Annotated in this window: 3 protein-coding genes and 1 pseudogene; 1 reads left to right on the forward strand and 3 read right to left on the reverse strand. The window is 55.3% G+C overall.

Features of this window, described 5'->3' with window-relative positions; genetic code table 11:
* Positions 1-261: pseudogene (locus VU18_RS19890) on the forward strand (hypothetical protein); the annotation flags it as partial.
* Between the two features lie 159 nt (positions 262-420).
* On the opposite strand, the gene VU18_RS08635 reads toward VU18_RS19890, so the two are convergent.
* From VU18_RS08635 to aroD, 3 genes are all read right to left on the reverse strand, one after another.
* Positions 421-3,678: a hypothetical protein gene (locus VU18_RS08635; RefSeq protein WP_011231540.1), complete on the reverse strand. Its 3,258-nt coding sequence runs from the start codon at positions 3,676-3,678 to the stop codon at positions 421-423.
* Positions 3,679-4,189: 511 nt separating this feature from the next.
* Positions 4,190-4,756 (reverse strand): shikimate kinase, encoded by a 567-nt coding sequence (locus VU18_RS08640; protein WP_011231542.1) that lies wholly within the window; start codon positions 4,754-4,756, stop codon positions 4,190-4,192.
* Between the two features lie 110 nt (positions 4,757-4,866).
* Positions 4,867-5,640 (reverse strand): type I 3-dehydroquinate dehydratase, encoded by a 774-nt coding sequence (gene aroD / locus VU18_RS08645; protein WP_011231543.1) that lies wholly within the window; start codon positions 5,638-5,640, stop codon positions 4,867-4,869.
* Between the last annotated feature and the right edge of the window lie 398 nt (positions 5,641-6,038).

The following is a 6,038-nucleotide window of genomic DNA, read 5'->3' on the forward strand; positions in this document are numbered from 1 at the left end:
GAAAATCGATTGCGCGCCGAGATTCAGGATACAGAAAATCGGCTGTATGCCAAAATTCGAGAGACGGAAGACCGGTTGCACCAAAAACTTTTGGATTTGGAAAAGCGCACGGATGCTCGATTTGAGCGCTTGGAAACGAAAATGAACTATTGGCGCCTTGAATGGTCGGAAACGCAGGAAACGGTTGACTTCCTCGCCCGCAAAACCCTCCAACATGAACGAAAACTCCGTTCCCGGGCTGGACAAAACGAAATCTCCTAAAAACGAAAAAGAAACAAGCCAACCGGCCGCCAGCATGTTTTTTGCTTGACGGCCGGTTGGGCTTTTGTCTCGTGCTTGCCGGCTTCTTTTTTGGACAGACAACCGCCTTGACCGATCATCGTTGTGTCGAACAGCAGCCAATGTTGCGGGGCGTTCTTCTTATTCGTTTCCTTGCTGCTTGGCGATGTCCGCGCCGGAAAACGCCGCTTTCATCGCTTCATACGACGGCTTCAGCCGCTCGTGGTAGCGCGGCGTCTCCCATGTCGGCCACGTGTACGTGTAAAACCGCTGAACCGGCAGCACATTCCCTTCCATCGCCGGGAACGAAAATGAGCGCTCCCCGTTGGCGACGTACACGCCGAGGCGGATGCCGGGGATGATCTCTCGGCTTTTTAGACCTTCTTTTGACCAGATATCGCCCATCACCTCGCGCCGGCTTGGATCGGTGACATTCAACAGCGCCCACGGCAGGCGAATTTCATACATATCACCGCGGCGGCTCACGCTGAGATCGGCAAGCGAGTCATAGGCCGCATCGGCCGGGTTGGCGGTGCCGAAGCGAAGCACCCCGGTTTCATACGAGTCAAACGGCACGGCCTTGCCATCTGCTTCTTCGAGCTTTTTATTCAGCGTCAACCGGATCGGGTGGTATACTCCGTTATCTTTGCGATGGGCGTACGGCGCCGCCGGCATCATGTGCAGCTGATAGCCGTAATGATAAGAAAACGTGTCATAGTAGCTGTCGACAAGCAGCCGGGCGCGCTGTTTTCCATGGATGACTAAAGCAAAGTCAATCCCCGACGTACGCATGCCGGAAAGGCCCGGGAGGCGCGATTGCCCTTGGCCTGGAATCGTATCAAACGCAATGTACGTCGTTGTTTCATCGGTGATGCGCGCACCGTCAAGCCGCACGTACAAATCCCCTTCATCGCTCGTGACATACAGCGCCCGCTCCCCGTCCGACCATACGGGATCGATTCCATTGAACGCCCAATCATCTTTCCGCCCATCGACTTGGATCGTCGCCGCTGCGCTTGGCCCCGGGTCGAAGCGAAGAAGACCGAAATGTTGTTCGTTCGTTTGTGCGTTCAGCCAAAATGGACGGCGGTCTGGATTGTCATACTCCATCGTATTCCACGTTCGTTTAAACCACTCATCTTGCCACGAAAACAACAGCCCGCCGGCCATTCGCTCATGAACGATATCTTCAAACAACTTCCGGTCGATCATCCCTTGTTCATGTTCCGACAGAAACCCTTGGTGTTTGCCGTGCACGTTTCGGTGCGCCATGCCGCGCGACGAAGGAACACCGAACTCGGCGACGAGAATCGGCATCCGGTGAGCGGCCTTCATCTCATGCAAGTAGCCGGCATAGCTGTTATGCTCGCCGCGCGAGTCAATATAGCGGATATATGTTTCTTCTCTGTTCAAAAAATCCGGATAATACGGATAAATATGATACGAAGCGAACCATCCGGCGCGCAGCTTGTCGGTGGCGTACATGACATTCGGATTGACGGAAACAAGATCTTCTTTGACAAACGGCTCGGCCGGATGACGAAGGAAATCGGTCGTCACCCAGTTGGTGAAACTCACGGGCCGCTGCCACCCATACGTTTCCGTCTCATAGCCGACCGCTTCGTCGACCGCACGCGCGAGCCACGCTTCAAACGGGCTTGCTCCCTTCGTATACACATATGTCCCGCGGTAATCCCCTGATCCGCGATGGGCTTTGTTCGTGGCGGCAACAACGTCCGGATCCCATTCGACGCCGAAAATCCACCCGAGGACATAAGGGGAAAGGTCATATCGGTACACTCCCCCGGCGTGGCCCGGCCGCTTTGGAATGTTGGCGTTGCCGTGGATGATGTCGATCGTGCGGCGAATCTCGGCACGAAACGCCCCGTCCACCGCGGGGGACCAAACATCTTTGATCCGAAGCATCATCGCTTCATCGATCCAAACGCCGTGAAACAAATAGAGCGGCTGCTTGGCGGTTTGATTGTATTCATAGAGCGCTTCGTAAAACGCCGGCGGATGGATCGTATAGACGCGGACGGCGTTCGCCCCCATCGCCCCGATATACTGAAGCCAGCGGAAGTATTCTTCCTTCGTGATGTTCGCCTCGCCCGGAAACGCGCCGGGTTTGCTGATGCCGAGGTTGACGCCTTTAATAAGCAGCGGCTCCCACCGTCCATTGCGATATACTTGAAGATAGTCGCGCCCGACCGTCCCCGCCAAGCGGATGCCGTCCTGCTCCGCCGTTTCTGTAGCGACAGGCCGCTTCTTCTCCTCCTGATACGTTTTGATTTCTTGCAAAATGGCTTTCATCATCGGCACGTACACTTTCCAATAAAACGCCGTCTCATCATCCGGGCGGCTGCTCGCCGTCCACTTGCGCCATCGATCGAATCCAACCGTTTGGTAAATCGATGGCACACTGCCTTGATCGGCGTAATCGCCGCAAAAGTAGTACGACTGGTACGTGCGCGTCTCATAGCGGACAACGGCCGGAAACGAAACCGGAACCCCGATGGCGCGCAGCTTCTCGTTCCCGCGTTTGGAAAGCGACAACGTATAGGTCGCCAACACATCGTCCGGATCAAGCGGCTGGACGATGTCAAACCAGTACGAATAAGGAACGCGCTCGTGTTGGCCCCACCGCGCTTTCCCCGCTTTCGTATACGAAAACACGACGCCATCGCCGCCAAGATCGCGCCGGTCCAAAACCATCAACCGATCGCGTTCATCCACAAGCACAATTCCCGGACCGCGGAACGCAAACGGCGTTCCATATTGTTGTTCGTAGTTCTCCCTGACCCACGCCGGCACTTCCCGGCTGGATAAATCGGGGAAATAGCGCCCGATCCACCCCGTCCAATGCAAGCCGAACAGCGATTCAAACGACGCGCGCACCTCCTGCGCTGTCGGGTGGGCCATCGAGTTGAATTCGGCGATCAACGTGTTTCCCCCTTCCCGGGCGAACCGCCAAAGCGCCTTCACCGTCTCGCCGTCCAGCCCGCCGTGCACTTTCGCCGACCGCGCCCCGTCCGTCCGCTGGCGAACAAATTCTTCTTCATAGACGCCGTACGTGTCGGCGACATACACGGCATCATAGCGATCCATCGTGTTCGGAAACGGGCGCACTTCGTATGCCCCGCCGCCCTTTGGCACAAATCCGACATAATCGCGCGCCGCATCATACGCCTCACCATTCCGGTGCACGTACTTTTGCGCCCGGAGCAGCCAAACAAGCCCTTGGTGCTCGCGGTACGACCGATCCGGCACCGTGTCATCGACAATGAGCAGCTCAAGCTCCGTTTCCGGCTTCAACCACCAAAGCCAATACGGCGCCGACAGAAGCAGCACCGCCAAGACAATATACACATAAAGCCAGCGTAACACCTTTTTCTCCATCTTCCCACTCTCCCTCACACCCGGTATCTTCCTTATAACAAAAGGAGCGCTTGTCCGGCAAGAACAAACAGGCATTTCTGCCCAAAAAAGAAAAGAAACGCAGGGTCGTTCGTCTTCCCTCCGCTCCCTGAACGCGACCCAACGTCCGATCCCCGGACACGAAACAGGCCTCTCTGATGGCTTCCGAAAACATGAGTCCGTCCATCACTCACATCCACACCCTTGCCGATCAAGGATGTGAGACTGAACGCAAGGTGAGGACAAGCGGATCCGGCTCCCCAGCGCCGAACCGCTTTGGCCGCGTCCGCAAAACCTGCTATTGGAAAAACCGCGATGACGGTGTTGCATTCCCTCACTCCATCACCGGCTTTCGATGCGGCCATCCAACCGGGGCACGAAGTCGGCCTGCATCATTACCGTCAGATTACCGCTCCGCCACCGGCTCTCGCCGCGGCCATCCAACACGAAAAGGCAAGCTCCCAACAAGAGCCTGCCTTTTCGCCATGACCATCTATCGATTTGGTTCATATACATCCCACGTCCATTTGATCGACTCGACGATTTGCTCGGCCGCCTGTTCGGCTTCAAGCTCATTCAACACCACGCGGGAATGATGGAGGGCGTAAGCCGACTGCCGCTGGAAAAACAGCTGCTCCACCTCTTCCAACGTTTTGTTTTTCAGCACCGGGCGGCTGTCGACAATGAGCGGCAGCCGCTCTTCCTTCCAATGCTCCCACGACAAGTCAAGGAAAAAGACGATGCCGTGGGCCAAACAGGCGCGCCGCACGTCTTCCTGCAAATACGCGCCGCCGCCGAGCGAAAGGATTTTCAACCTTGTATTTGTGCATAAATCGACGATGAGTTCCCGTTCCACCTTTCGAAAATACGCTTCTCCTTTTTGCGCGAAAAGCTCCGGAATCGACATCCCTTGCCGCCGCTCGATTTCCGCGTCGACATCGATAAAATCGCGGTACAGCTTTTTCGCCACCAGCTGCCCGATCGTTGTTTTCCCCGCTCCCATAAAGCCGATTAAAATGATGTTCCGCTCGCGGAGCGGGATGGTGGTTTGCCTGCTCATGATGCATCCCCCTTTCGTGCCGAACCCGCTATATTTCCGTGTATAGCAGGAGGAAAAGTCATGGTCAAATAATCGTTTTCCAATCGCAGTTGCTTTTCAACAAAAACCGGTCAACGGCTGTACGTTTGCAAAATAGAAAGCACCGTCCGCACGTCATCGATCGGAATTTGCCCCGGAGCGGAGCTTTGGTTTCCGACAGCAAACGTCACCGCCGAACCAAACAGCCATCCAGCCAACCGAGTAATGGCGCCCAACCCCCCCATCGCCATCGTAATGAGCGGAATGGCAAGCTCGCGCCGCGCTTCTTCCGTCGCTTGCAACAAAACAAGCACATCTTCCGGCGATTTAGGCATAACCGCTACCTTGGCGATGTCGGCACCGTACCGCTCGGCTTGGCGCATGTCAGCCAAGAGCGTTTCCTTCCGCGGAGTGCCGTCAAAGTAATGGCGCGACACGACGAGCCAGACGCTGCATTCTTCCGTCATGCGGCGCACGTCGGCGATGCGTTCCCCATAAGCTAGCTCATAATCTACTAAATCGATTGCCCCGCTTCGACAGATTGCTTCGATCAACCGCCGCACTTCCGCTTCATTGAGCGGAATCGGCTGCCCCCCTTCCCGCTCGGAACGGATCGTAAACAAAATTGGAATCTCTCCCGCTATGTTCCGCAACCCGTTGGCCGTCGCCAATACGCGCTCTTGGTCATCAATCGCCCGAAAAAAATCAGCCCGCCATTCAAGCAAATCCGGTTGCTTCCGGCACACTTCCTCCGCCTCGCGCAACACTTTCCGGTCGTCTTCCCCAACAACGGGAGCGCAAATGCACGGCTCAGTACCGCCGATCCATATATTTCTGACCTTGATGGCCTTCGGTGAAATATTCATCGATGGTTCCCCCAATCATGGTTTGTCGAACAGAAAGCGGCGGCTAGCCGCAAAAAAAACTACCAAGTGGGCAGAACAGCATGGCCCATCTGGATCTCGCGATGACTCTGCTACGCTTATACAAACGGAAAGCAAATTGCTCTTTATTATAATCCGATTGCCCCCTCTCTTCCCGCCATGCTTCAATCGTCTCCTTTTCCCTTATTCATTGTCACTTACGTCCTCTCAACGAGACCCAACTTGATCAAGAGCACCTTTGTTTTACTATTGATCTTCTAAGGCAACAAAAGGCTGTTTTGCCCCCTTGCATCCCTCGAAAATAAATGTGGTTATGTCAACTTGTACAGTTGACTGAAATCATCATCGTCCAAAAGCTTGATATATAAGTTGCAATTTTG

This window comes from Geobacillus sp. ZGt-1 (assembly GCF_001026865.1).
In the GTDB taxonomy this organism is placed as follows: Bacteria; Bacillota; Bacilli; order Bacillales; family Anoxybacillaceae; genus Geobacillus; species Geobacillus thermoleovorans.

Bases quoted from the DNA above. Each gene is read 5' to 3' on its own strand.
- VU18_RS08635 (WP_011231540.1), bottom strand. From the start codon at position 3,678: ATGGAGAAAAAGGTGTTACGCTGGCTTTATGTGTATATTGTCTTGGCG.
- VU18_RS08640 (WP_011231542.1), bottom strand. From the start codon at position 4,756: ATGAGCAGGCAAACCACCATCCCGCTCCGCGAGCGGAACATCATTTTA.
- aroD (WP_011231543.1), bottom strand. From the start codon at position 5,640: ATGAATATTTCACCGAAGGCCATCAAGGTCAGAAATATATGGATCGGC.